The 23,176-nt window shown below is 61.3% G+C and carries 24 protein-coding genes, 1 tRNA gene and 1 pseudogene; 8 read left to right on the top strand and 18 right to left on the bottom strand.

Going from position 1 to position 23,176, the window contains the following annotated elements:
- Positions 1 to 25 precede the first annotated feature (25 nt).
- Entirely contained in the window at positions 26 to 460 is a 435-nt protein-coding gene (locus tag ACEK02_RS09250) for an Rrf2 family transcriptional regulator (RefSeq protein ID WP_371421421.1), read from the bottom strand.
- Between the two features lie 172 nt (positions 461 to 632).
- Between ACEK02_RS09250 and ACEK02_RS09245 the strand changes: the two genes are divergently transcribed.
- Positions 633 to 1,604 (top strand): alpha/beta fold hydrolase, encoded by a 972-nt coding sequence (locus ACEK02_RS09245; protein WP_371421420.1) that lies wholly within the window; start codon positions 633 to 635, stop codon positions 1,602 to 1,604.
- On the opposite strand, the pseudogene ACEK02_RS09240 reads toward ACEK02_RS09245, so the two are convergent.
- From ACEK02_RS09240 to ACEK02_RS09220, 5 genes and pseudogenes are all read right to left on the bottom strand, one after another.
- Positions 1,601 to 1,741: pseudogene (locus tag ACEK02_RS09240) on the bottom strand (transposase domain-containing protein); the annotation flags it as partial. The gene ACEK02_RS09245 and the pseudogene ACEK02_RS09240 overlap by 4 nt on opposite strands.
- Positions 1,742 to 1,926: 185 nt before the next feature.
- On the bottom strand, positions 1,927 to 2,490 hold the full coding sequence (locus tag ACEK02_RS09235; protein WP_371421459.1) for an Isoquinoline 1-oxidoreductase subunit: 564 nt from the start codon (positions 2,488 to 2,490) through the stop codon (positions 1,927 to 1,929).
- A 47-nt stretch (positions 2,491 to 2,537) separates the two neighbouring features.
- Positions 2,538 to 3,068, bottom strand: coding sequence for a (2Fe-2S)-binding protein (locus ACEK02_RS09230; RefSeq protein WP_371421419.1), 531 nt, complete (start codon positions 3,066 to 3,068; stop codon positions 2,538 to 2,540).
- Positions 3,065 to 5,839 (bottom strand): xanthine dehydrogenase family protein molybdopterin-binding subunit, encoded by a 2,775-nt coding sequence (locus tag ACEK02_RS09225; protein ID WP_371421458.1) that lies wholly within the window; start codon positions 5,837 to 5,839, stop codon positions 3,065 to 3,067. The genes ACEK02_RS09230 and ACEK02_RS09225 overlap by 4 nt, the downstream gene beginning before the upstream one ends.
- Before the next feature lie 42 nt (positions 5,840 to 5,881).
- Positions 5,882 to 6,970, bottom strand: coding sequence for a hypothetical protein (locus tag ACEK02_RS09220; RefSeq protein ID WP_371421418.1), 1,089 nt, complete (start codon positions 6,968 to 6,970; stop codon positions 5,882 to 5,884).
- Positions 6,971 to 7,353: 383 nt separating this feature from the next.
- On the opposite strand from ACEK02_RS09220, the gene ACEK02_RS09215 reads away from it, so the two are divergent.
- Positions 7,354 to 7,782, top strand: coding sequence for a DUF1801 domain-containing protein (locus ACEK02_RS09215; RefSeq protein WP_371421417.1), 429 nt, complete (start codon positions 7,354 to 7,356; stop codon positions 7,780 to 7,782).
- Between the two features lie 6 nt (positions 7,783 to 7,788).
- Here ACEK02_RS09215 and ACEK02_RS09210 read toward each other — a convergent pair whose 3' ends face one another.
- Entirely contained in the window at positions 7,789 to 7,932 is a 144-nt protein-coding gene (locus tag ACEK02_RS09210; protein WP_371421416.1) for a hypothetical protein, read from the bottom strand.
- Positions 7,933 to 8,051: 119 nt separating this feature from the next.
- Here ACEK02_RS09210 and ACEK02_RS09205 point away from each other — a divergent pair, with 119 nt between their 5' ends.
- Both ACEK02_RS09205 and ACEK02_RS09200 read left to right on the top strand, forming a co-directional pair.
- Entirely contained in the window at positions 8,052 to 8,927 is an 876-nt protein-coding gene (locus tag ACEK02_RS09205) for an FkbM family methyltransferase (protein ID WP_371421415.1), read from the top strand.
- A 107-nt stretch (positions 8,928 to 9,034) separates the two neighbouring features.
- Entirely contained in the window at positions 9,035 to 10,006 is a 972-nt protein-coding gene (locus tag ACEK02_RS09200; protein WP_371421414.1) for a TRAP transporter substrate-binding protein, read from the top strand.
- A gap of 16 nt (positions 10,007 to 10,022) precedes the next feature.
- Here the strand turns inward: ACEK02_RS09200 and ACEK02_RS09195 are convergent, their stop codons facing one another.
- The gene (locus ACEK02_RS09195) at positions 10,023 to 10,523 is read right to left on the bottom strand and encodes an FKBP-type peptidyl-prolyl cis-trans isomerase (RefSeq protein WP_371421413.1); all 501 of its coding nucleotides are present in this window, start codon (positions 10,521 to 10,523) and stop codon (positions 10,023 to 10,025) included.
- 137 nt (positions 10,524 to 10,660) lie between these two features.
- Positions 10,661 to 10,840 (bottom strand): hypothetical protein, encoded by a 180-nt coding sequence (locus tag ACEK02_RS09190; protein WP_371421412.1) that lies wholly within the window; start codon positions 10,838 to 10,840, stop codon positions 10,661 to 10,663.
- Positions 10,841 to 11,326: 486 nt separating this feature from the next.
- Here ACEK02_RS09190 and ACEK02_RS09185 point away from each other — a divergent pair, with 486 nt between their 5' ends.
- Positions 11,327 to 11,671 carry a DUF6481 family protein gene (locus tag ACEK02_RS09185; RefSeq protein ID WP_371421411.1) on the top strand — a complete coding sequence of 115 codons (345 nt, stop codon included), beginning with the start codon at positions 11,327 to 11,329 and terminating at the stop codon, positions 11,669 to 11,671.
- A 56-nt stretch (positions 11,672 to 11,727) separates the two neighbouring features.
- Here the strand turns inward: ACEK02_RS09185 and ACEK02_RS09180 are convergent, their stop codons facing one another.
- Together ACEK02_RS09180 and ACEK02_RS09175 are read right to left on the bottom strand one after the other, a co-directional pair.
- Complete coding sequence (locus ACEK02_RS09180; RefSeq protein ID WP_371421410.1) at positions 11,728 to 12,216, bottom strand: cupin domain-containing protein; 489 nt, start codon at positions 12,214 to 12,216, stop codon at positions 11,728 to 11,730.
- Positions 12,217 to 12,338: 122 nt separating this feature from the next.
- Positions 12,339 to 12,581, bottom strand: coding sequence for a pentapeptide MXKDX repeat protein (locus ACEK02_RS09175; RefSeq protein WP_371421409.1), 243 nt, complete (start codon positions 12,579 to 12,581; stop codon positions 12,339 to 12,341).
- Positions 12,582 to 12,830: 249 nt separating this feature from the next.
- Between ACEK02_RS09175 and dctP the strand changes: the two genes are divergently transcribed.
- Complete coding sequence (gene dctP / locus ACEK02_RS09170) at positions 12,831 to 13,853, top strand: TRAP transporter substrate-binding protein DctP (RefSeq protein ID WP_371421408.1); 1,023 nt, start codon at positions 12,831 to 12,833, stop codon at positions 13,851 to 13,853.
- 27 nt (positions 13,854 to 13,880) lie between these two features.
- Here the strand turns inward: dctP and ACEK02_RS09165 are convergent, their stop codons facing one another.
- The 4 genes from ACEK02_RS09165 to ACEK02_RS09150 form a co-directional block, all read right to left on the bottom strand.
- Positions 13,881 to 14,777: a hydroxymethylglutaryl-CoA lyase gene (locus tag ACEK02_RS09165; RefSeq protein ID WP_371421407.1), complete on the bottom strand. Its 897-nt coding sequence runs from the start codon at positions 14,775 to 14,777 to the stop codon at positions 13,881 to 13,883.
- Between the two features lie 33 nt (positions 14,778 to 14,810).
- Positions 14,811 to 16,823, bottom strand: a complete 2,013-nt coding sequence (locus ACEK02_RS09160) for an acetyl-CoA carboxylase biotin carboxylase subunit (RefSeq protein WP_371421406.1) — start codon at positions 16,821 to 16,823, stop codon at positions 14,811 to 14,813.
- Positions 16,824 to 16,825: 2 nt separating this feature from the next.
- Positions 16,826 to 18,430, bottom strand: a complete 1,605-nt coding sequence (locus ACEK02_RS09155; protein WP_371421405.1) for a carboxyl transferase domain-containing protein — start codon at positions 18,428 to 18,430, stop codon at positions 16,826 to 16,828.
- A gap of 192 nt (positions 18,431 to 18,622) precedes the next feature.
- Complete coding sequence (locus tag ACEK02_RS09150; protein ID WP_089264254.1) at positions 18,623 to 18,928, bottom strand: ETC complex I subunit; 306 nt, start codon at positions 18,926 to 18,928, stop codon at positions 18,623 to 18,625.
- Positions 18,929 to 19,177: 249 nt separating this feature from the next.
- Here ACEK02_RS09150 and ACEK02_RS09145 point away from each other — a divergent pair, with 249 nt between their 5' ends.
- Positions 19,178 to 20,362, top strand: coding sequence for an OpgC domain-containing protein (locus tag ACEK02_RS09145; protein WP_371421404.1), 1,185 nt, complete (start codon positions 19,178 to 19,180; stop codon positions 20,360 to 20,362).
- A 91-nt stretch (positions 20,363 to 20,453) separates the two neighbouring features.
- Positions 20,454 to 20,530: transfer RNA gene (locus ACEK02_RS09140), tRNA-Pro, on the top strand.
- Between the two features lie 21 nt (positions 20,531 to 20,551).
- Here ACEK02_RS09140 and ACEK02_RS09135 read toward each other — a convergent pair.
- The 3 genes from ACEK02_RS09135 to ACEK02_RS09125 all read right to left on the bottom strand — a co-directional run bounded on the left by ACEK02_RS09135 (position 20,552) and on the right by ACEK02_RS09125 (position 22,805).
- Positions 20,552 to 20,992 (bottom strand): DUF192 domain-containing protein, encoded by a 441-nt coding sequence (locus tag ACEK02_RS09135; RefSeq protein ID WP_371421457.1) that lies wholly within the window; start codon positions 20,990 to 20,992, stop codon positions 20,552 to 20,554.
- 198 nt (positions 20,993 to 21,190) lie between these two features.
- Positions 21,191 to 21,850 (bottom strand): cold-shock protein, encoded by a 660-nt coding sequence (locus tag ACEK02_RS09130; protein WP_371421403.1) that lies wholly within the window; start codon positions 21,848 to 21,850, stop codon positions 21,191 to 21,193.
- A gap of 193 nt (positions 21,851 to 22,043) precedes the next feature.
- Positions 22,044 to 22,805: an NAD-dependent deacetylase gene (locus ACEK02_RS09125; protein ID WP_371421402.1), complete on the bottom strand. Its 762-nt coding sequence runs from the start codon at positions 22,803 to 22,805 to the stop codon at positions 22,044 to 22,046.
- Between the last annotated feature and the right edge of the window lie 371 nt (positions 22,806 to 23,176).

Below are 23,176 nucleotides of genomic sequence, written 5' to 3'. Positions count from 1 at the left end.
CGATGATGCGCCAGGAGCAGTCGTCCTATCGAGAAGTCCCGGACGCCTTATGTTTGGCGTCTTTTGCTATCTGCGCGAGTGTGGTGGCAGCGTACTTCGCAATGAGCTGGGTCTCTGCAGCAGCATGCGCCTTTTCCAGCACAGAATTGGACGCACGCTCGACTGGGCAAGTCGGGTGATCTCGCGAGATGGGAGCAGCGAGGATAGGTCCTTCGGTTAGAGCGCGCTGGACGTCGAGCACCGTGACCTGGTCGAGCGACCGGGTCAGTTTCCAACCGCCTCCTCGGCCGCCTTCGGATTCAACGATCCCATGTTCACGCAGTGCCCCGAGCGTGCGGCGCACAACAACGGGATTTGTGTTGAGCATCTGCGCAATTCGTTCTGACGTTTCCCTGCCGCCGAGTAGTCCCATGTGAACCAACACATGCAGCATTCTGGCAAGCCGCCCATCGGTCTTCATCGCGCCCCTTCCGTAACAATATCGGTTACGATATCTTGACACCCAACCTATAACGTAACATATGTTGTTACGCTATAGAAGGAGCGCACATGCGACGCCTCCAGTTTTTGAGTTTTCGCCGCTCGTGATCGCCTTTCCATCAATTGCGCTGCCAACCAATCAAGAGGCGTCCATGAAAGAGACAATTATTCAGACCCGAACGCTCAACATGAGCGTCCTCGACGCTGGTCAAGGCCCGTTAGTTCTGTTTTGCCACGGTTTCCCTGAGACCAAATACGCATGGCGACACCAGATCAATGCACTTGCACAGGCTGGTTACCGCGCCGTTGCGCCGGATATGAGAGGTTATGGCAATACCGACGCGCCAGAGCACCTGGATCAATACACGGTCTTTCACGCCGTTGGCGACTTGGTGGCGCTCCTCGATGCGCTTGGTGAGCAACAGGCTGTCGTCGTCGGCCACGATTGGGGTGCGACAATTGCATGGCAAGCCGCGCTGCTGCGCCCCGATCGATTCCGTGCTGTCGTCGCACTCAGCGTGCCGATGATGGGACAGCCGCCCGTGCCACCATCGAAGATTTTCCCGCAGACCGAAGAAGCACTTTTCTATACGCTGTATTTTCAAGAACCGAAGCTCGCCGAGGAGGAGTTTAGCCGCGACGTGAGCTTGACTCTTCGCAAGCTCATTTTCGCAGCAAGTGGGGAAGCGGGTCGTCGTAAGCCGGGCGATGGCACACCCAATCCATTCGGAATGGTCGTGAGGAGCACCGGATTGCTGGCAAACCTCCCGACACCGGCCCGACTACCGGCATGGCTACCCAGCCGGGAATTCGACCAACTGGTCAGAGCCTTCGAGTTGTCAGGCTTCACCGGAGGATTGAACTACTATCGCAATCTTGATCGCAATTGGGAACTGCTGCAAGGCTGCGTCGGCCAACTGGTCAGGGTGCCCGCACTTTTCATGATCGGCGAGCGCGATACTGGCTTCAGCATACCCGGTATGGATCAGATCATCGCAGCAATGCCGAACTTGGTTTCCGACCTGCGCGGCTCCTACGTTCTTCAAGACGCGGGCCATTGGCTTCAGCAAGAGCGACCGACCGAAGTATCAGAGTTGACGATCAAGTTTTTGAGGGAGCTTTAGACGTCTCGGTTTGCATCTCTTCTGGCCGAAGCCGGGCGAACCGACCGGTTGACTACGGCAGTGAGCGCGGTGGTCAGCCAAGTCTGCGGATCGACGGAGTTGAGCTTGCAGGTTTCGATCAGCGAGGCGATGGTCGCCTAGTTAAACTGCTTTGACAGTCGGCGGCTCCGGCGCGGGTGTCTCTAAAACCATGACCGCGAATTCGATTGCGCCCTCCGACTCAGGCAAAACCAGCTTGCCGTGCCGTTTGGTTTTCAAAGTCATGAGCCGCGGCGAATCCTGCTGGAATCGCCATCATGTCCAATGAAATGGCGTCGTCGCATCAGCCTGGACAGGCCGCGCCGGTCTTTGCCCACGCTTCCACGAGGGCGCCCGCCTCAGCCTGTGTGCCGGGCGCAGGCGCGCGCCCGTAGCCTGGCGCCCAGGCCCAGCCGACCAGCGTATCCTTGCCGATGTGGTCGATGAGATCCTCGACCTTGCGGCCGCCATTGCGTGCGGGGTCTTTGATCTGCGCGCAGATCTCGGCAACGGTTTTGCCTTCCCATGCCATCTCGCGCGGCGCGAGGTGCCATTCGTGATGGCCGGGGATGCGGCCCGGTTCGAAATTGGCGTCCTTGTGACAGGAGTTGCAGCGCATCGCTGCAGTGCCGTGGCCATCGGACCCACGCGTCACCGGCGGCTGATGCAATCGCCGCGCATCGCCCTGCCGTGGCACGTCGCCGGCGGGATGGCAGTTCACGCAGCGCGGATGGGTCAGCACCTTGCCGAGTTCGGTGAAGATCGCCGCCGAGCGCGTATTGGTATCGGCGATGCCATTGAAACTCTCCGGGCTCGCCAGCCCTTTCGATGCGCCCTGCCCGGCGGCATAGGCCGTGAGCATGCTCATCCCAAGCGTCGCGACGACAACCAGCGTTTTGACGCGTGTTTCGGCTCTCATCCGCGCGGCTCCTGAATGAGATAGCGCTTCGCGTCGCTGAGGATCACGTCGAGCACAGCCTCATGATATTTGACGTAGCCGGTGCACCGACACAAATGACCGTCGAGCGCCTCGGCGATCCGTTCTTCGAGGCCGGCGCGCGGCACCGGCGTCCTGGCCAGTTGCTCGAGCAGCACCTGCCCTTCATTGAGGAAGCCGGCGGTACAGTAGCCGCACTGGAACGCGAAATGCCTGATGAAGGCCTTCTGCAACGGCGACAGTTCGCCGTTCTTCGCATGGCCCTCGACCGTGCGAATGGATTTTCCGTGGAAGCTCGCCGCGGACACAACGCAAGTCGGGCTGGTATGACTGGTGCCGTCAGGCTCATCGACAATCACGGCACAGCTCAGACACTGCGCGGCACCGCAGCCGAACTTGGTGCCGGTCATGCCCAGATATTCGCGCAGGAAGTCGTTCATGGAGAGATCGTCGCGCACTTCGGTGGGCGCATGGACCTGTCCGTTGATGGTGATGCCCAGTGTCGTCACGCGAGCGCTCCCTTGAGCATGGCCTGTGTCACCGGCAACGCTGCGAAGCGATGGCCGGTGGCGTCATGGATGGCGTTGAGCAATGCCGGCACAATGGGGATCATCACCACCTCGGCCATGCCCTTCGGCAATTCGTCCGGCGTCAGCGGCGGCATCAGCTCGATCTCGACGTCGCGCAGTGACAGGTCGGATCCTCGCGCCACCAGATACTGGCCGAGATTCCATTGCCCGTTGCCCGGCCCGCCCTCGAACGGCGGCAACGTCTCCAGCAGCGCATAGCCGACGCCCATGGCGAAGCCACCTTGCGCCTGCCCGAGCACGACCTCCGGCACCAGCGCCTGTCCGCATTCGAACACGGTATAGGCTTTGGCGATGCGCAGCGCGCCGGTCGCCTTCTCGATCTCGACCCGCACGGTCGCGCCGCATGCCGATGTATAGGCCGTGCCCATCCGGTTGTTGTCGGTCGGCGGGAACAGCACGCTGGTGCGATTGATGCGCGTGAACTCGCCGGCGCCGCGCCGCACAGCGAGTCCGTCGATCTCGGCGCGATACTGCTCGCCATTAATGGGGAAACGTGCGCGTGCCCACGCCCAGCGCGAGAACCCGTGCGCCACGGCGCCGGTGACGAGATTGCGCGCATGGGCAGTCGCGGCGAGTTTCGCCAGCGGCAGCGACGGCAGGCCCACCATTGTGAGCTGCCCGTCCTTCCACAGCGCCTTCGCAAAATCCTTCGCACGCGGATCGCGCGGTCCGATGTTCCAGAGCGACAGCGCGGCTGGCCACAGACCGAAGCGGAAGATCACCCGCGCGGCTTCCGCCGCCGCATGGGTTCCGACATGGGCGCCGATCGAGGCCGAGGTGGCCGAACTGATCGCCGGCACCCAGCGCGGATCCTTCTCGGCCTTGTCCTGGGTCTTCTGATCCATGGTGTAGCAGTCGCCGGAGGTCACCAGTTCCATCGCGTCGAACACACCGACCTGCGACACTGCCACCTCATCGGCGATGCCGCCGAGATGCAATGCGACGCGATTGGCGAGCGCCGTACCGATGCCGTTGCCCATCTCCACATGGTCGCAGAAGATCGTGATCCTGCCGTCGGAACCGAGTTCGACGCGGCCGTTCGAGCAGTCGCCCCCAGTGCCATAATCCTTGGTCACGCAGGCTACGCCCGTGCCGACCAGCACGCCGCTCGCGGCACGCGCCTTCTCCGCCACACGCCCTTGCCAGACCGGATGCTGTTCGAGCTTGTTCAGAACCTCCGCGGTGCGCACCGAGACGATGTAGGGATTGCCGGTCATGGTGCGGCCATCCTGCTTCAGGGCATTGCGCCGCCGGAAGTCGATGGGATCGAGTTTCAGCGCAAGCGCCGCCTCGTCGATCAGAACTTCCAGCGCAGTCATGGTCTGCAGCGAGCCGTAGCCGCGCATCGAGCCCGCGGTCACGCCGCGGGTATGCTGCGCCACTGTCGTGACATCGACCTTGGGCACGTCATAGATGCCGATCGCAGCCGTTGCAGCACAGGTCGCGACATTGGCCGAGAAATTGGCGAGGCCGCCGCCATCGAGCACGTGATCGGCGGCAAAGGCCGTGATCTTGCCGGAGGCGCGATCGACGGACATGCGCGAGCGCATCTTGATGGCGTGGCGCTTGATGCCGCCCTGGAACTGCTGATAGCGATCATGGGCGAGCCGCACCGGACGGTCCGGGAAGAACATCGCTGCCAGCGTCACATACAGAATGAATGGCGTGTGGTCGCGGCCGCCGAAGCCGCCGCCCACATAAGCGAACTGCGCGTTGATCGCGGTCGGCTTGAACGGCGCTTTCGCCTCGGCGAGCAAGAAGGCGACGGTTTCCGCAGCCTCATAGGGCGACTGCACACCGAGTACCAGTTCAAGCGCCTTGGTCTTCCCGCTATACCAGCCGAGCCCGCATTCCGGCTCCAGGAACATCGGATCGACGGACTGCGTATCGAAGGTGCGATCCAGCACCAGGGCCGAAGACTCGCTGGCGGCGATCTCGGCACGGATCTGGTCGCCATAGACCGCAGCCTTCTCGTAACCGGCCTCGTTCTTGTGCGCAGTCGAGGACCACACCGGTAGCGCCGATGCCTGGGTACGGCCGGGCGTCACCCAGCCGGCAAGGACCGGCGAATAGACATCGGGCGCATCGGGCGTGGCGCCGGCGACACGGGTGAAGCGATACGCCGCATAATTTGGCATCTCGATCGGGCCGGTTTCCTCGCCGAACTGCACGAAAGTGCCGTCGCGCAAGGCGATCCGCGCGCGATCATAGGCGTCGAATGTCTCGAAAATCAGAAGAGCAACGGGCTGTCCCATATAGAGCGGCGTTTTGCCGACGGGACAGAACAGATCACCCTCATAATAGGCTGGCACGCGGGCGTTGATCCTGGCGAGATCCGCTGCGGTGACGATCACTGTAGGTTTCAGTGCGCCGCTCAGCCGCGCGAGATCCATGCCGAGATAGACATGCGTCGCATCCGGCGCCCGCACCAGAATGGCGTGCGAGGTTTTCTCGGGCCAGCCCGGCAGGTCATTCGCCCGGAAATCCGATGCATAGAGTTTCGAACCGGTGACCTTGGCGACGCCATCAACGCGACCCGCGCCCCCGACAGCGGGATTCAACTTGCCCCGTCCCGGCAATGTCTCGCGTAGCGGAAACGCCACCTGCTCGGCCCCAGCAAGGCGCGACAGGCTGAGCGTGATACCGCCCGCCGACACCCACTTCATGAACTCGCGCCGCGAGATTCCCATGCCCTCACCCATGATCGACAGTTGCTTGCGGTGCGGCGAAGCCTATTTGAGATCGGCGATGGTCGCCGGCCCCGGTCCAGTCGTAATCAGTGTCGGCCACTGGTTGGAGCCGAACGGCACCACGGGCGGCAGGAACGGCGTCATGCCGCGCTTGGCGCTCTCGGCGATGATGGCAGCGCGCGCGTCGCCCCCCATCAATTCGTAGTCCATCAGGTGATAGTTGCCGAAGAACAGCGATCCCACCGAGCGATCCGCGATGATGCGCGTCAGCGACTCCAGCATGTCGGCCTGCGTGGTGGTGAATGACACGGTCTCGATCAGCAGCAGGCGATCGTTGATGGCCTCCGGCGGGAAGAACTGCGCCAGTACGCTGAACAGCACGTTGTTCTGCCGTGCCACATAGATCGTGTTGCTGGCGGCATAGGCCTTGTCCCAATCGGGACCCAGCATCTTCTTCCAGTCGCCCAGCACCGTCATCCAGTGATTGACCTGGGTCTGCGCGGCCCAGGCGACGTTCTTGGCCAGATAGGGTGCCTGCTTCTTGCCGAATGTCTCCAGCGTATCGAAGGGAATGACGCCCTTGGCAATGCACTCGTCCATGAAAGCCAGGTTGTTCTGCAAAATGATGCGATTGTTGTCGCGCCAGTCGGCCTGCATTGGCGTGAGGTCGAGACCATCCAGCGCCGACTGCATCCGGCTGCGATAGGCCTTCATCGAACCGAGCCAGGACTTGTTGTCAGTATTGTTCACATAGGGGCCGACCACTTCGGCCAGCGCCATGGTGCTATGCCCGACCGACTTGAGCAGCTGATAGACCATTGGCACCGAGGGCGCATCGAGCGGCGGTTTGCCCGGCTGATACAGCGTGAACTTGCCGCCTGCGCCCGAAAACAGGCCGAGGATCACGGGATGCTTGGCGAGGATGTTGGTGCGGAACACCTTCCCTGCCTCGCCATAGAGCTCGAACATGCCGGTATTGAGCGCGAGCATGTCCCTGGTGGCTGTTTCGGCCGGTGGCGTGGTGGTCAGTCCAGAGATGGGCGCCATGTAGGATGGCAGGCTCTGGGCCTGAACGGCGCCGATGCCCCCCAACAGGGCAGCTGCAACAGCGACGGCGTGGCGATACGTCATATCCGGACTCCTCCGAGTCATCTGGCGATTGCTCCTGTCACGACTAACGCGGCACTTCTTAAAAATCTGCTTTTGCCATGCAGCAGAATGGTCGCGACATAGTTGATGAAAACAAACACGCCGTGACGGGCGGAATGCTCTCGAATGCAACTGATCTGGATAAGAAAAACGCTACGAATCACGCAATGCGCTGATGGTTCGAGGCTACACGCAATTTCGTGACACAGGAATTGGTTCGCGATCCGGAATACGCAGCGCCTAGCCATTTTTCGCTCACCTGTAGTGGATGGCTGGACGCTCCAAACGGGCGGGTCTATTTTTATGACACGTAGGTAAGCACCACCAACACGACTGCGTGGCGCCAGACGTCGGAGAGGGAGCGCATGGCAAAAAAGACGTCCATTACGTCGAACAAGATCGACGAGGCAGGCTCCCCCTCTCGGCTTATCGACTCGAAGATCAAGGAGCTGGATGACTGGCGCGGCGAGATGCTCGCTCGCGTCCGAAAGATCATCAGGCAGGCTGTCCCGGACGTGGTCGAAGAATGGAAATGGCGCGGCGTTCCGGTCTGGGAACATGCGGGCATCATCTGCACCGGCGAGACCTACAAGGCGGTCGTGAAGATGACCTTTGCGAAGGGCGCGTCGCTCGATGACCCGTCAGGCCTGTTCAACTCCAGCCTCGACGGCAACACCCGGCGGGCCATCGATATTCACGAAGGCGACAACCTGGATGAAAGGGCGCTGAAGGCGCTCATCCGCGCTGCGGTGGCGCTGAACGCCTCGACAAAAAAGAAGCCAAAGAAAGCGTGAGCGTCGTTATTTAGCGACCGGCCACGTCAGGTCGTAAGACATCACGTAGATGACGATTGCCGCCAGACACAGAACCACGCCGATCCAGAATGGTGGCGAATGATGGACGGGGCGGCGGCGCTCGGCGTCGTCTCTCTGTTCGTGCTTCATTCCGTCCCCCCGTTTCCAGCGCAAGTTCCCTGACTGCCCGAATTGTCGTGCGACGTTCTGACACACAGATCGCGCACTCCGAAACACGCATTGTCGCACCATTCGCGGGAAAGGTACGCATGCGCGAGGGCACGATTCGAAACAATGATGATGGTCTGTCCGCGCTGCTCCAGCCCGCGCGGCTGACCGACGTCGTCGATATCGGCGCCAACCCCATCGATGGCGATCCGCCCTACAAGCCGATGCTGCAACGCGGGCTCTGCCGCGTCACCGGCTTCGATCCGCATCCTCAGGCACTGGCGGAGTTGCAGCAACGCAAGAGCGCGCTGGAAACCTACCTGCCCTATGCCGTCGGCGATGGCGGCAGCCATACGCTGAATATCTGCCGCGGCATCGGCTTTGCCAGCCTGCTGCAGCCTGAGCCGAAAACACTCATGCACTTTCCGAACTTCACAGAGCTCGGACGCGTCGTCGACAGGCTCCCGATCGATACACGACGGCTCGACGATATCGCCGAGATCGAGCGCATCGATCTCTTGAAAATAGACATCCAGGGCGGCGAACTGTCGGTGTTCAGGAACGGTCGCACCAAACTGGCAAAGGCTGTCGCCATTCAGACCGAAGTCTCCTTCGTGCCGCTCTATGAGAAACAGCCGGTGTTCGGCGACATCGACCTCGAGCTCCGGAGCCTCGGCTTCATTCCGCACATGTTCGCGGCCATCAACAAGAAGATGATCGCGCCCATGGTGGGGCCAAATCCTGCTGCCGCCATCAATCAACTCGTCGAGGCTGACGTCGTCTATATCAGGGATTTCATCCAGGCCGAGGCGATGGACAGCGAGCAGCTCAAGCACCTCGCGCTGATCGCACATCATTGCTACGGTTCGTTCGATCTGGCGCTGAACTGCGTGCATCATCTCGCCAGCCGCGGCGCGGTCCCGCCGGATGCCAAAAACCGCTACGTCGCCCTGCTCCAAACAGTCGCCCCGAAGTAGCCGGCGCCAGACTTTAAACTTCAGGGGTTACGACGTAACATGATCTCCGGGGCGCGGGACTGCGCCGTACCGGCACACGCTTTCCGGCCAGAACCACAGGCTATCCAATGCTGTCACGGCGCCGCCTTTTGCTGACCGCGGGACTGGCAATCGCCTGCCCTGCAGTGCTGCGTGCCGAGCCGCTGAAGATGCGCCTCGCCCATAGTCTTCCGACCAGCCATCCTGTTCACCCCGCCATGCAGTATTTTGCCGATGCGGCACGCGAGCGTTCGCAGGGCGAAATCGACATCGCGCTATTTGCAGACGGGCAGCTTGGTCAGGAGGTCGACCTGCTGTCGCAGGTGCAGGCCGGCAAGCTGGATTTCCTCAAGGTCAGCGCCAGCGTGCTCGAACGTCTCCATCCTGCTTACAAGGTTCTCAACCTGCCCTTCACGTTCCGCGATCGCGCGCATTGGCTGAAGGTGACGAGCAACGAGATCGGCAGCGACGTTCTGGGCTCGACCACATCGAAGGGCCTCACCGGCCTGACCTTCTACGATGCCGGCGCGCGCAGCTTCTACGGCCGCAAGCCGATCCTCCATCCCGATGATCTGAAGGGCTTGAAAATCCGCATCCAGCCATCGGAGACGATGGCCAAGCTCATGCAGCTGTTCGGCGCCGAGGGCGTCGAACTCTCATGGAGCAATGTCTATGTCGCACTGAAGTCGGGACTGGTCGATGGTGCGGAGAACAGCGTGGCAGCGCTTATCGTCGGCAAGCACGCCGAAGTCGCGACGCATTATTCGTTCGACGAACACACCATGATCCCGGACGTGCTGCTGGTGGGCACCGGCCGGCTCAACAGCATGACGCCGAAGCAGCGGGAGATTATCCGCGAAGCCGCGGCGCTCTCCTATCATCACATGAACGAGCTGTGGACGGCGTTCGAGGCGCAAACGCGCCTGCAGGTCGAAGCGATGGGCGTGACATTTGTCAAGCCGGACAAGGCCCCCTTCATCGCGAAGGCAGCGCCCCTCGCCGACATCTATGCCGGCGAGGAAGCGTCACGGACGTTGCTGCGCAGGATCGCGCAGGCATAGGTTCACTTGATGGGGCTTATTTGACGCCGAGCAATTCGACGTCGAAGACCAACGTCGCGTTCGGCGGGATCACGCCGCCGGCACCACGCGCACCATAGCCGAGATCCGGCGGAATGATCAGCGTGCGCTTGCCCCCGACCTTCATGGTGGCGACGCCTTCGTCCCAGCCCTTGATGACACGCGACATGCCGATCGGGAATTCGAACGGCTCGTTGCGATCGACCGACGAGTCGAATTTCTTGCCCTTGACACCGTTCTCATAGAGCCAGCCGGTGTAATGCATTACGCAGGTCTGTCCCTTGGCCGGCGTTGCGCCGGTGCCAACGATGGTGTCTTCGATCTTGAGGCCTGAAGCTGTGGTCATGGTTTTTCCTGCGGCTGGCGCCATGTTCTGCGGCGCTTGTTTTTGAGGCGCTTGCGCCATGGCGGAAGAAAGGGAGACGTCGGACACGGCCACAATCATGGCCGCACTGAGCGCGACGGCCGTGGCTCTGACGGCACGCTGGGATATTCGCATCATGTCTCCTGGATGGTTGGGTCTGCGAGCGGCGCAGTCATGCCCCGTCATCGCACCGCAACGCAAGTCCCGGAAATGCCGAGTCCCGGAGCCGTTTCGATCAAAGGAAAGCGGTTGGGAGAATCGCTGATCCGGTCTTAGCCGGCCTTCGGGCTGCGCCGGGCCAGTTGACCCTTGTAATTCTCAAGCAATCGGGTCGCGAACTCGGTCGCCTCATCGCTCCCCTGGATCGACGGACTGTCGGACATCGGCTCTTCGAGGGAGACCGGATTCCTGAAGGTAAATGAGCGGATGACGCGATCAATGGCTGCTTGCATGGATAACTCCCGATGGCGACAGGAACTCCGCATTTTACGGAAAGTTCCTGATCAGTCAGTCGGAGGGCACCGCAGGTTCAAGGCCGCAGCACGGCCGCTGCAAAGCCACAACAAGGCCTTTTGGTTACAAATGTTGCTAACCGCTTGCTTCTGCAGCGAATTGTAGCCCCTTGAAAGTCAGCCGCCCGGGTCCCGCCCGCTCGCCAGATACGGCCAGCGAATGAAGTGGTCGCCATGTCGCGCCTGCAGTCGGCCAGGACGACCACGGCATGGACGGCTGTCTTCCGGGCATCCATGTCCGCCTCGCGCAGGCTTCATTGTCCGCAAATCATGCGGAAGATTGCCGTTAATCGCAGATAGTTGATGCGTTGCTGCGCTGTCGGCTGTAAACCGCAGCAGAGTTTCGGCCGATGCCAGAATATTTGCCCGGCGGCCGCCCCCGACAATGACCCACCCCAAACGAAAGAAAGCGACAAGGCCTCGTTCATGAGCGGATTCAAGGAACCCAGCTTCGCAGATCGTCAGAAGGCTGCGATCGAAGCCAGGAAGAATATTCTGAACAAATTCAAGGCAGCACCGGGCCCCGATGATCCTGCCGTGAAGGCCCGCGCCGCCGAGCGCGAAGCCGCTGCCGTCGCACGCGCGGAAGCCAAGGCCATCCGCGACGCCGAGAAGGCCCTCCAGAAGGCCCGCGAAGCCGAGGAAGCCGCCGCTGCTCTAGCCCAGGCTGCGCGCGAGAAGGAAGAGGCAGCGCTTGCCCAGGCTGCGCTGGAAGCCCAGCAGAAGGCTGCCCGCGACGCCCGCTACGCCGCCCGCAAGAAGCGTAAATAAGCACGAGATCAGCGTGCCATCATCCGATGGCACGCGTCTGAATTGATCGTCCGAGGTCAGTTCGTTTTGCCGAATTGCGGGTCGTCGGGTTTGACGAAATTGTTGCCGCTCGGGCCATAGCCGGTGATCTGGATCACCGCTCCCTCTTCCCGCGTCCCGTCCCAATGCACCGCACCGGCGGGATGCACCATGTAGCCACCGGTCTTCATCGGGATCGACTTTTCGGGCACGAAAGCCTCGCCCGTGCCGGTGTACCAGGTGCCCGACAGCACCACGACGTGGCGATCTTCCGGATGCTTGTGAGGCTTGCTCATGATGCCCGGCGGCCATTTGATCCGCAGCACGTAGATGCCCTGCTTTGAGGGATCGCCATAGAGTGTCGCGACTTCGACGCCGACACCGAACGGGTTCTTCCAGACTTCCTCGCCCTGATTGATGCGCACGAAGCCCATCTCATCGGTGGCACTCCATGTCGTTACGCTTGGAAACAGCGTTGCCGCAAGCAGACAAGCCGCCGCAACGACAATGCGTCGTTCTTTCTTCATCATGGCCTCCCCGGCATTTTCTTATGTGCCGAGGCTATGCCGAGTTGTCAGGTCCGGCAACGAGCAATGCAACATGACGAGCCCGCCGCGATGACAGGCCCGTCACTGCTATGACGATGACGTTACTTCTTCATCATTCCGTCTTCCTTCTTCATCATGCCGTCTTTCTTCATGCCATCGTCCTTCTTCATGGCGTCGTGAGACATGGCATCTTTCTTCATACCGTCACCCTTCGACATGGTGTCCTTCTTCATGCCGTCATCCTTGCTCATCTTGTCCTGAGCGAAAGCGGCGGGTGCCAGCGCGAGGCCGAGCGAGACGACAGCGGCGGACACGCCGAGCGCAAACCTGGTGGAGATGGTCATGATGTTCTTCCTCTGATCCATTTCTGAAGCGCGACGTCTGTCGCTATGAACCAGACGCAGGGAGATCGTGGTTTGTTACGTCGCGTCGAAAAAAGTCTTGATGATGCATTCGATAGCCGTTTCATGCGACGCAACATCACTTGCCCGCCGATTCGGAATGTATAAACGAAGGGGCGCGGTGACGGAGCAACAGGACGCGGGCGCATTATGTCCCGCCCGGCACCAGACGAAGATTTTCAGGAGTTACGCATGTTGACTCGCCGCCACATTCTTGGCTCGGCCCTCGCTGCACCCGCGATCCTCCGTTGTGGTATCGGCACGGCGCAGGCGGCGACCACGCTGAAGATCTCGCATCAGTTTCCGGCGGGCACCGTCGACAGGGGCGACTTCCGCGACCGTCTGGTCCGCACCTTCGCAACCGCCATTGCCAAGCAGAGCGGCGGCGACCTCGTTGCCGAGATCTATCCGAATTCGTCGCTGATCAAGGCGGATGCGCAATTTTCGGCCATGCGCAGAGGGACTCTCGATCTGAGCCTGTATCCGTTGCCCTATGCCGGTACAGAATTGCCGGAAGCGAATATCGGCCTGATGCCCGGTCTGGTCTCGACCTACGATCAGGGCTTGCGCTGGAAGGGCCTGCCGATCGGTAAGGCGCTCAGCGACATTCTCGCCGACAAGGGGATCGTATTGCTCACCTGGGTCTGGCAGGCCGGTGGTGTAGCCAGTCGCGCGCGCCCGCTGGTGGCCCCGGAGGACGCCAAGGGTCTCACGGTACGCGGAGGTTCGCGCGAGATGAACATGATGCTGCAGACCGCGGGCGCAAATGTTCTGTCAATGCCCTCCAACGAAATTTACGCGGCGATGAAGAGCGGTGCCTGCGACGCCGGCATCACCTCGTCGACCAGCCTGATCTCATTCAAGCTGAGCGAAGTCGCCAGGAACCTCACCTCCGGCGCGGGCGCGTCCTACTGGTTCATGCTGGAGCCGCTGATGATGTCCAAGGCGGTGTTCGACAAGTTGCCGAAAGCGCACCAGGATATTCTGGTGTCGGTGGGCGCCGAGATGGAAGCCTTCGGCAAGGCCGGCGCACAGCAGGACGATCTCGAAGTGTCCAGGGTTTATGAGAAGGCTGGTGCCAGGGTCAGCGCGCTCGATGCTGCGACCGTCGGCAAGTGGCGCGATATCGCGCGCGATACGGCGTGGAAGGACTACGTCGCCAAGACGCCGCTCACCGCGAACCTCCTCAAGCTCGCGATAGACGTCCCGGCATGACGTATCCTGTCGTCCGCTAGGTGGCGCTCAGCGCGTCTTCGCGTTGAGAGCCGAAGCGACACGGCTGACCGGCGGGCGGCCGATCAGAGCGCTGATAGTGTTGGTCGCAGCCAGCAGCTTGTTCATGTCCACGCCCGTTGCAATCCCCATGCCTTCCAGCATGTAGACCACATCTTCAGTGCCGACATTGCCGGTCGCACCAGGCGCATAGGGACAGCCGCCAAGCCCGCCGGCGGCCGTATCGATGACGTTGCAGCCCTCTTCCATCCCGGCATAGAGATTGGCCAGCGCCTGCCCGTAAGTGTCATGGAAGTGCATTGCGAGCTTCGGCATGGGAACCGAGCCTGCAACGGCGCGCAGCATCTGCCGCGCCTTCAACGGCGTCCCGACACCGATCGTGTCGCCGAGCGAGACTTCATAGCAGCCGAGATCAAACAGCGTCTTCGAGACGTCGACGACCGCCTTTGGCGCGACTTCGCCGTCATAGGGACAGCCGAGCACGCAGGACACGTAACCGCGCACGCGAATGCCGTCGGCCCTGGCGCGTTCGATCACCGGCTTGAACCGCTCGATGGATTCCGCGACCGAGCAATTGATATTGGCACGTGAAAATCCCTCGGAGGCCGAGGCGAACACGGCGATGACTTTCGCCCCGACGGCCTTCGCGCCCTCATAGCCTTTTTCGTTGGGCACCAGCACATGGAATTCGCCCGGCAAATCGCGCACGCCGAGAAAGACCTGATCCGAGCCCACCATCTTCGGGATTGCCTTGGGCGACACGAACGAGCCGACCTCGACCGTATGCAAACCGGCCCCAACCAGCGCCTTCACAAAGGCGATGCGGTCCTCGACCGACACCGGCGTCTTTTCATTCTGAAGGCCGTCGCGCGGCCCGACTTCGACGATACGAACCTGATCACTCATGGTCATTTCAATCTCACGCGGCTCTCTGTGCAATCAAGCCGAGGGCTCGACTTCAGCGAGTTCGACGCCTTCTCCAACGATGTCGCCGACCTTGCACTTGATGCGCTTGAGCACGCCGGCGAACGGCGCACGCAATGTCTGCTCCATCTTCATGACTTCCAAGGTCAGAATGGCTGCACCCTTCTCAAGGATTGCGCCCTCCTCGGCCAGCAGCGCCACCACGGTGCCCGGCAGCGGCGCGACGATCTTGTCCTCGCCGACCTGCTCTTCATCGTCGCCACCGAACGGATCGACCCAATGGATATCGAAACGGCCATTGCGCGTGCGCAGATAGAGTTCGTGGCCCTCGATCACCGAGACGATGCGTGAGCGCGCCCCATCCAGTGTCAAATCGAAATATCCGTCATCAGCCACGGACGCTTCAAAACCCAACTCGCGATCGCCGATCGAAATCGTTGCCGGTCCGCCGCCATAGTTCAACGTTACACGCTGCTCGTCCGAACCATGCTTGAACTTGAACACGCGCTGGCGACGCCCGACCGGCATCCAGCCGGCTGTCTGCCAGGGCGACGTCTCGGCAGCCTGGGTGGCCTGCTTCTCGCTCGCCACAATGGCAGCCACGGCCGCGCAAAGTTCGAGCTGGCCCGGCGTCGCCGAGTCTGGCGTCAACACCTTCAATTCACGCTCGATAAAGCCGGTGTCGATGGTGTTGGCACGCACATCCGGATGCGTCACAAGCGCAGACAGGAACGGCGTGTTGGTGACGATGCCGCGAATGTCGGTTTCTTCCAGCCCCCGATTGAGCCGGTTGATCGCCGCATCGCGCGTCGGCGCCCAGGCAATCACTTTTGCGAGCATGGCGTCGTAATTCGGCGAGACCGCATCGCCCTCGCGATAGCCGGCATCGATGCGCAGCCCGTTTGTCTCTGCCGGCGTGCGCCATGTCCTGATCTTGCCAACCGATGGCATGAAGTTCTTGTGCGGGTTTTCCGCATAGACACGCGCTTCGATAGCGTGGCCGTTTAGCTTGATCTCGCTTTGCGTCAGCGGCAACTTCTCGCCGAATGCCACACGCAACTGCCATTCGACGAGATCGACACCCGTGATCAGTTCGGTGACGGGATGCTCGACCTGCAGGCGCGTGTTCATTTCGATAAAGAACACGTCCTTGCCATCGGAGACGAATTCGATGGTGCCGGCGCCCACATAGTTCACCGCACCAGCCGCCTTGCGGGCAGCAGCACAGACGGCGTCGCGCTGTGCGTCGTTCAGCGTCGGCGACGGCGCCTCTTCGATCACCTTCTGATGCCGGCGCTGCAGCGTGCATTCGCGCTCAAACAGCGAGACCAGGTTACCGTGGCTGTCGCCGACGATCTGCACTTCGATGTGGCGGGGATTGTCGACATACTTTTCGATCAGCATGCGGTCGTCGCCGAATGCTGCTTTGGCTTCGCGCTTGGCGCTCACGATGGCCGGAGCCAGTTCAGCCGCCGAACGAACCACGCGCATGCCGCGACCGCCGCCGCCAGCAGAGGCTTTCACGAGCACCGGAAAACCGATCTTGTCGGCCGCTTTGGCCAGCGTCGCGTCATCCTGCGCTTCGCCGTGGAAGCCAGGCACCAGCGGCACGCCGGCCTTTTCCATCAGCGCCTTGGAGCCGGACTTCGAGCCCATGGCGGTGATCATGTCCGCAGTGGGGCCGACGAAAATCAGGCCGGCATCAGCGCAGGCCTGCGCAAATTCCGCGCTCTCGGAGAGGAAGCCATACCCGGGATGGATCGCCTCGGCGCCGGTCTTTCTGGCCGCCTCCAGGATGCGCGCGATATTGAGATAGCTGTCACGCGCGCGTGCCGGGCCGATCAGCAACGCCTCGTCGGCTTCAGCCACATGCAGTGCACTGGCATCTGCCTCGGAATAAACCGCGACGGTGCGCAGACCCATGGCGCGCGCAGTGCGGATAACGCGGCAAGCGATCTCGCCGCGATTGGCGATCAGGAGCGTACGGAAGCGGCGATACAGGACTTTTGAAATCTCGGCGTTTGCCATCATCACATCCTGAACAGGCCGAAGCGCGTCGGCTCGATCGGCGCATTGGCCGAGGCAGACAATCCAAGTCCGAGTACAAGGCGCGTATCTGCGGGATCGATCACGCCATCATCCCAGAGACGCGCCGTGGCGTAATACGGGCTGCCCTGGGTCTCGAACTGCTGACGGGTCGGCGCGCGAAACGCCTCTTCTTCTTCCGTCGACCAGGTGCCGCCCTTGGCTTCGATATTGTCGCGGCGTAGCTGGCTCAGCACCATCGCCGCCTGCTCGCCGCCCATCACCGAGATGCGGGCATTGGGCCACATCCACAGGAAGCGCGGGCTGTAAGCCCGGCCGCACATGCCGTAATTGCCGGCGCCATAGGAGCCACCGACCACCACGGTGAATTTCGGCACGTTGGCCGTGGCGACCGCCGTCACCAGCTTGGCGCCATCGCGCGCAATGCCGCCGGCTTCGTATTTCTTGCCAACCATGAAGCCGGTGATGTTCTGCAGAAACACCAGCGGGATGTTGCGCTGGCAGCAGAGCTCGATGAAATGCGCGCCCTTCAACGAGCTCTCGCTGAACAGGATGCCGTTATTGGCGATGATGCCAACGGGAAAGCCCCAGATATGCGCGAAGCCACAAATCAACGTGGTGCCGTAGAGCTTCTTGAACTCGTCGAATTCCGAACCGTCGACAATGCGCGTGATGACGTCGTGCATGTCGAACGGCTTGCGCGCATCTGCGGGAATGATGCCGTACAGCTCTTCAGCCGCGTATAAGGGATCGCGGGGCGGCTGCATGTTCAGCGCGGCCCGCTGTGGTGGCTTCAGCGTCGCGACAATCTTTCGCGCTATGCCGATCGCGTGCGCGTCGTTCTGCGCATAGTGATCGGTGACGCCTGACTGGCGCGAATGGACGTCGGCACCGCCGAGCTCTTCCGCGGTGACCACCTCGCCTGTTGCTGCTTTCACCAACGGCGGACCGCCGAGGAAGATCGTGCCCTGATTGCGCACGATGATGCTCTCGTCCGACATCGCCGGCATATAGGCGCCGCCGGCGGTGCAGGAGCCCATCACCACGGCGATCTGCGGAATGCCCTGCGCCGACATCTGCGCCTGGTTGTAGAAGATGCGGCCAAAGTGGCGCTCATCCGGAAAGATGTCGTCCTGCTGCGGCAGGAAGGCGCCGCCGGAATCCACCATGTAGATGCAGGGCAGATTGTTCTGCCGCGCAATATCCTGCGCGCGCAGATGCTTTTTCACCGTCATCGGATAATAGGTGCCGCCCTTGATGGTCGCATCATTGGCGACAATCATGCACTCCCTGCCCGACACCCGGCCAACGCCGGTGACGACGCTCGCGGAATGGACATCGCCGCCATAGAGGCCGTTGGCGGCCAGCGGCGAGAGTTCGAGGAAGGCCGTACCGGGATCGATCAGGAGATCGACGCGCTCGCGGGCCAGCATCTTGCCGCGCGCGGTGTGCTTGGCACGGGACGCTTCTCCACCGCCGCCAGCCACGGCGCCGAGCTTGTCCTTGAGCTCGGCGACCTGCGCCTTCATCACATCGACATTGCGCTTGAACTCGGCCGAGGTTGGATCGATCGTTGAGCGAAGCGACATCGGCTTCCGTTTCCTGCAGGGCTGTTTCTTGTTTGCACGGCGGCCCGACAAGAGGCCCGCCATGATGGTGTCATCCTGTCGTGGCGGGGCGCAACCCTAACTTTCGATGCTGTCAGGACGAGAACTGGAGAATTGCAGAGCAAATTTGCCTGCAAACCGGTCGTCAGCGCGACCGGGTCTTGGTCAGGTCAATTAGTGTGACCAAGGCTCCGAGCGGCGGAACGCGAAATTGTCGGCATAGGCAATGGTCCGGGGCGCGCGCACCTTGGGCTCGATCACCTGATAGGCAATGCCTTCGCGCTCGCAATAGGCCACAGCCTCTTCCTTGCTGTCGAAATGGATGGACAGCTGCTGCTTCATGTCGCCCGACGACGTCCAGCCCATCAGGGGCTCGATCACCCGCGCCTGCTCCGGCTCGTAATCGAGCTGCCAGTCCTTGGTCTTGGCGAGACCCGCCTGCATGGCGTTCTTGGGGGCTTTGAAGATACGTGCGGTCATGGAATGCGATAGCCTTTTAGAGATGGGCCTTCGTCTAGAGATCGGCCTTGGTCAGCTGCGACACTGCGACAAATTGGTGAAAACGGCGGGGTTGGTATATCCAATTGCCACGAATTTGATCCGTGATTCCGTCGTTTGGCGGCTTCGTTATTGTGTATATTCGTTCCACGGCGTCGTGACAATCGGGGCACGAAGCGGTCTATCTGATCTCGCAATTCGGCATCACGAAGGGCTCCTGAAGCGGCACCCATGGACATTCACGCCATCCTTCCCCCCAAAGGCCGAGACCTTCGGCTGGATCTGTTCCGCGGTATCGCCAACTGGGCGATCTACCTCGATCACATCCCCGACAATGTGGTGAACTGGGTCACGACCCGGAACTATGGCTTCTCCGACGCGGCCGACCTGTTCGTCTTCATCTCCGGCTACACGGCGTCCTTTGTTTACGCCAAAATGATGCTTGAGCGCGGCTTCATCGTCGGCGCCACCCGCCTCACCAAGCGGGTCTGGCAGCTCTATGTCGCCCACGTCATCCTGTTCGTGATCTATATCGCCGCCATCGGCTATGTGGCACAGCGCTACAACGACCCTGACATCATCAACGAGTTCAACGTTGCCGGACTCGTCGACAATCCGATCCAGACCCTGACGCAAGGTCTGCTGCTCAAGTTCAAGCCGCTCAATCTCGACGTGCTGCCGCTTTATATCGTGCTGATGGGCCTGTTCCCGCCGGTGCTGTGGATGATGCTGCGCAAGCCGGATCTCACAATGCTGGCGTCGCTGGCGCTGTATTTTGCCGCCCGCCAGTTCGGCTGGAACCTGCCCGCTTATCCCTATGGGGTCTGGTACTTCAACCCGTTCACGTGGCAGTTGCTATTCGTGTTCGGTGCCTGGTTCGCGCTCGGCGGCGCGCTGGAATCGCGCTCGGTCATCCGGTCGAAAGTGCTGCTATATTTCGGCATCGTCTATCTCTTGTTCTCGCTCGTCATGACCATGGCCGGTCGTTTCCCCGATACCGGCCACATGATCGTGCCGGACTGGCTGTTTGAGGCGTTCAATCCGAACGACAAGACCAACCTCGCGCCCTATCGCGTGCTCCACTTCGTGATCATCGCCTTCTTCGTCACCCGCTTCGTGCCGAAGGAATGGAAAGGCCTGGAGTGGCCGGTGTTCCAGCCGCTCATCAAATGCGGCCAGCAGTCGCTCGCCGTGTTCTGCGTCGGCGTGTTCCTGTCCTTCGTCGGCCACTTCCAGCTGATGATGTCGTCGGGTTCGCTGCTGGCGCAGATCTTCGTCAGCGCCGCCGGCATCGGCATCATGACCTGCGTGGCCTATTACATCTCGTGGTCGAAGAAGCAGGACAAGCCGTTGCCGAAGCCTGCTGCTCCCGCAACGTCAGAACGGCAGGCATCACCGTCGAAAGCCGCAGAATAGACCCGTTGTCGAACATCGTGCGGGACAAGCGAGAAATCGCCGTCAGGTGCCTTGCTGCCCCCCGCCTAAGCGTGTATCGACACCGCATCGTCGGGGTATAGCGCAGCCTGGTAGCGCGGCGGTTTTGGGTACCGCAGGTCCTAGGTTCGAATCCTAGTGCCCCGACCATCCCCCATTATATTCAATGACTTACCGCTTCTTGAACAGCGGATGGACCACCTGGTCCCCGGGCGCAATTCCGTATTTTTGGGCGGTGCCTGCGACCACTTCGAGAACCGCCCGTGCCGGACCACCCGAGGAAATGATCTTGAGGGATTGCGGCTCAGTATTCTCCGCGATCCGGAGCACCCGGCCATCACCGGCGATGAAGACCATGTCGAGTGAAACGAAGGTGTTCTTCATCCACATGGAGACCTGCTGCTCTGGCGTGAAGTCGAACAGCATGCCGCGACCGTCTGCGAGCTCCTTGCGATACATCAGGCCGGTCGCTCGCTCTTCGTCGGTCTTGGCGATCTCGACGGAGAACATCCGCACGCCGGACCTGGTGACGATTTCGAGCGGCTGGAATTCGGCGGCCAGGGCTGGCTTGTGAGGGCCGACAAGGGCCAGAACGGCGATCACCGCCAGCATCGAGAGGCGGCAGCGGGCGGCGAAGCTAAACAGACTCATGAAGGGCAATCCACGCAAGAGCCCGGTCGGGACGCCGGGCGGCGCGACCCTAGCCTGACGATGTATGCCCGCGCCAGACGGTCGCGATGCACAGCCGCGTGATGCACCTATGGCAAGGCCGGCAGGGAACCTGCAAGAACCCCGAAAACCGCGAATGGCTTAGTGCGACGAGAGGCCGGGCGCACCGCCCTCGGGCTGGATCTCCGCCGCCATCATGCCCTTGGAGCCGGGCCCGAAGCGCACCAGTACATACTGGCCGGGACGCAACTCGGTCATGCCGAAACGGCGCAGGGTTTCCATGTGGACGAAGATGTCCGGCGTGCCTTCGCCGCAGCTCAGGAAGCCGAAGCCACGCAGCCGGTTGAACCACTTCACCTGCGCCCGCTCGAGGCCACTGGTGGGCGTCACGCTGACATGGGTGCGCGGTGGCAGCATCTGCGCTGGATGGATGGCGGTCGACTCGTCCATCGAGACGACGCGGAAAGCCTGATAGCCCTTGGACCGCTGGGTACATTCCACGACCACACGGGCACCTTCATAGGCAGTCTGGTAGCCGTCGCGGCGCAGCACGGTCACATGCAGGAGCACATCGGCAGCGCCGTTATCGGGAATGATGAAGCCATACCCCTTGGAAGCATCGAACCACTTGATAACACCGCTGATCTCGACGAGATCGACTGCGTTGCCTTCGCCGATACCCGCGAACGGGTCGAGTGCATCGCGGCTCGCGTTGCCTGAGTGCTCATTCCCTGGTCGCGGACCTGCCGCTCCGGGAATCAATCCCCCCACACGCTTGGACTCAAATGCATCCGACCCCATGGCCCCGGATCCTACTATCATTTGCGCTGTCAGCCCTGTCAGCGCCATCTCGCATGCCCCATCGATGCTAATTCATGATGGTACGGTGCGAATCTCTCGATTCGAAGATAACACTGTCGCCTGATCAGCAAAGACAAAAAACGAACACAGTGACAGCTATGAACAGCTTGCACTCCAACGAATCGATCGCGCATCAATTTCCGACGAAAGGTCCGAGCGTTTCACCGATATCGTGGCGAATGACAAGGTCGGCATGATCGTCCTGCTCTGTCGGCTCGTTGTTGATGATCACGAGTCGTGCACCGGCATGTTTCGCCATCATCGGGAATCCCGCTGCGGGCCACACGACGAGCGACGATCCAATCGCAATGAACAGATCGCAACGCTGCGACAGCTCGGTTGCGCGACGCATCTCATGTTCAGGCATCGCCTGACCGAATGAGATCGTCGCAGTCTTCACGGGTTCGCCGCATACCGTGCAGTCTGGCGCCCGTCTTTCAGAATCGAATCTGCTCTTCACCCAATCGAGCTCATAGCGCCTCGCGCATCCAATGCAGCGCGCATAGGTCGTATTGCCGTGCAGTTCGATCACGGCGTCAGCCTTGAAGCCGGACGCCTGATGCAGGTTGTCGATGTTCTGGGTGATCACGGCGGGAATCTTGCCGGCCTTGTAGAGCGCGGCGAGCGCGCGATGCCCGCGCCCGGGCGTGGCCGCAGCGAATGTCTCTTCCATCGCAAAGCGCCGCCGCCAGGCTTCATCGCGCGCTTCCTGGCTGGCGACGAACTCGTCGAACGGAATCGGCTGGTTACGGGTCCACAAGCCACCAGGCGAACGAAAGTCGGGAATGCCCGTTTCGGTCGAGATCCCCGCGCCGGTGAACGGCACAATGGTTCTGGCCTCGGCGATCAGCTCGCCAAGACGATCCACGCCGGTGCGAAGGTCGGTTGCAATCATTGGAAGGTCCGAGAAGAAGTGATCCGACGACAATGCCGCAGACCAGAATCCGGTGCCATCACGCCGGGATCAACGGATGTTTTGCTTCGTCACCGCGTTTCCCCCGATCTATTTCGCTTTGGCGCGTCCGTTCCTGGCGGGCCTGTCGATATCCTCCCGCAATGCAAGATGCTCGGGAACCGAGAGAGATTTGATATCAAGGGTCGGCACAAATACGGTCCGACAAAATATGTCCGCACTCTTTCCCAAGAGTGCGCAAAATGCGCGCCAGCGTGCGTCAATCAAATAAAATATGGACGGTGTCAAAACACCGCATCAAGATCAAAGATCAGGACGGGGCTGAAATGCGCTCCGCCCTCAAGCAGTTAAAT

Source organism: Tardiphaga sp. (assembly GCF_041424195.1).
Classification (GTDB): domain Bacteria; phylum Pseudomonadota; class Alphaproteobacteria; order Rhizobiales; family Xanthobacteraceae; genus Tardiphaga.
This window is presented reverse-complemented; position numbering and strand designations above follow the sequence as displayed.